Origin of the sequence: Streptomyces sp. NEAU-YJ-81, assembly GCF_017592595.1 — a bacterium.
GTDB lineage: Bacteria > Actinomycetota > Actinomycetes > Streptomycetales > Streptomycetaceae > Streptomyces > Streptomyces hygroscopicus_B.
In genome coordinates, this window is sequence record NZ_JAGFNO010000104.1 from 1 (window position 1) to 2692 (window position 2692).

General features: G+C 56.4%; 1 rRNA gene. It reads left to right on the forward strand.

Annotation, left to right across the window (positions count from 1 at the left end):
* Positions 1 to 2671: ribosomal RNA gene (locus J5X86_RS50070) — 23S ribosomal RNA — on the forward strand; the annotation flags it as partial.
* Between the last annotated feature and the right edge of the window lie 21 nt (positions 2672 to 2692).

The following is a 2692-nucleotide window of genomic DNA, read 5'->3' on the forward strand; positions in this document are numbered from 1 at the left end:
ATTTCCCAAGTAGCACGGGGCCCGAGAAATCCCGTGTGAATCTGGCGGGACCACCCGCTAAGCCTAAATATTCCCTGGTGACCGATAGCGGATAGTACCGTGAGGGAATGGTGAAAAGTACCGCGGGAGCGGAGTGAAATAGTACCTGAAACCGTGTGCCTACAAGCCGTGGGAGCGTCGCCGTGTTCTTCGGAGCACGGTCGTGACTGCGTGCCTTTTGAAGAATGAGCCTGCGAGTTTGCGGTGTGTTGCGAGGTTAACCCGTGTGGGGAAGCCGTAGCGAAAGCGAGTCCGAATAGGGCGGTATAGTAGCGCGCTCAAGACCCGAAGCGGAGTGATCTAGCCATGGGCAGGTTGAAGCGGAGGTAAGACTTCGTGGAGGACCGAACCCACCAGGGTTGAAAACCTGGGGGATGACCTGTGGTTAGGGGTGAAAGGCCAATCAAACTCCGTGATAGCTGGTTCTCCCCGAAATGCATTTAGGTGCAGCGTCGTGTGTTTCTTGCCGGAGGTAGAGCACTGGATAGGCGATGGGCCCTACCGGGTTACTGACCTTAGCCAAACTCCGAATGCCGGTAAGTGAGAGCGCGGCAGTGAGACTGTGGGGGATAAGCTCCATGGTCGAGAGGGAAACAGCCCAGAGCATCGACTAAGGCCCCTAAGCGTACGCTAAGTGGGAAAGGATGTGGAGTCGCAGAGACAACCAGGAGGTTGGCTTAGAAGCAGCCATCCTTGAAAGAGTGCGTAATAGCTCACTGGTCAAGTGATTCCGCGCCGACAATGTAGCGGGGCTCAAGCGTACCGCCGAAGTCGTGTCATTGCAGCATGTGGTCCAACGGCCGCTGTGATGGGTAGGGGAGCGTCGTGTGCCGGGTGAAGCAGCCGTGTAAGCGAGTTGTGGATGGTTCACGAGTGAGAATGCAGGCATGAGTAGCGATACACACGTGGGAAACGTGTGCGCCGATTGACTAAGGGTTCCTGGGTCAAGCTGATCTGCCCAGGGTAAGTCGGGACCTAAGGCGAGGCCGACAGGCGTAGTCGATGGACAACCGGTTGATATTCCGGTACCCGCTTTGAAGCGCCAACGTCGAACCAGGCGATGCTAAGTCCGTGAAGCCGCCCTGATCTCTTCGGAGTTGAGGGGAGTGGTGGAGCCGACGGTCCAGACCTGTAGTAGGTGAGTGATGGGGTGACGCAGGAAGGTAGTCCAGCCCGGGCGGTGGTTGTCCCGGGGTAAGGGTGTAGCCCGAGGAGTAGGTAAATCCGTTCCTCATTATGGGTGAGACCTGATGCCGAGCCGATTGTGGTGAAGTGGATGATCCTATGCTGTCGAGAAAAGCCTCTAGCGAGTTTCATGGCGGCCCGTACCCTAAACCGACTCAGGTGGTCAGGTAGAGAATACCGAGGCGTTCGGGTGAACTATGGTTAAGGAACTCGGCAAAATGCCCCCGTAACTTCGGGAGAAGGGGGGCCATTGCTGGTGATGGGATTTTCTCCTTGAGCTGGTGGTGGCCGCAGAGACCAGCGAGAAGCGACTGTTTACTAAAAACACAGGTCCGTGCGAAGCCGTAAGGCGATGTATACGGACTGACGCCTGCCCGGTGCTGGAACGTTAAGGGGACCGGTTAGTCACATTTCGGTGTGGCGAAGCTGAGAACTTAAGCGCCAGTAAACGGCGGTGGTAACTATAACCATCCTAAGGTAGCGAAATTCCTTGTCGGGTAAGTTCCGACCTGCACGAATGGCGTAACGACTTCTCGACTGTCTCAACCATAGGCCCGGTGAAATTGCACTACGAGTAAAGATGCTCGTTTCGCGCAGCAGGACGGAAAGACCCCGGGACCTTTACTATAGCTTGATATTGGTGTTCGGTTCGGCTTGTGTAGGATAGGTGGGAGACTGTGAAGCATTAACGCCAGTTAGTGTGGAGTCATTGTTGAAATACCACTCTGGTCGTGCTGGATGTCTAACCTGGGTCCGTGATCCGGATCAGGGACAGTGTCTGGTGGGTAGTTTAACTGGGGCGGTTGCCTCCTAAAGAGTAACGGAGGCGCCCAAAGGTTCCCTCAGCCTGGTTGGCAATCAGGTGTTGAGTGTAAGTGCACAAGGGAGCTTGACTGTGAGACCGACGGGTCGAGCAGGGACGAAAGTCGGGACTAGTGATCCGGCGGTGGCTTGTGGAAGCGCCGTCGCTCAACGGATAAAAGGTACCCCGGGGATAACAGGCTGATCTTCCCCAAGAGTCCATATCGACGGGATGGTTTGGCACCTCGATGTCGGCTCGTCGCATCCTGGGGCTGGAGTCGGTCCCAAGGGTTGGGCTGTTCGCCCATTAAAGCGGTACGCGAGCTGGGTTTAGAACGTCGTGAGACAGTTCGGTCCCTATCCGCTGTGCGCGTAGGAGTCTTGAGAAGGGCTGTCCCTAGTACGAGAGGACCGGGACGGACGAACCTCTGGTGTGCCAGTTGTCCTGCCAAGGGCATGGCTGGTTGGCTACGTTCGGGAGGGATAACCGCTGAAAGCATCTAAGCGGGAAGCCTGCTTCGAGATGAGGACTCCCACCCACTTGATGGGTTAAGGCTCCCAGTAGACGACTGGGTTGATAGGCCAGATATGGAAGCCGGGTAACTGGTGGAGTTGACTGGTACTAATAGGCCGAGGGCTTGTCCTCAGGTGCTCGCGTCCACTGTGT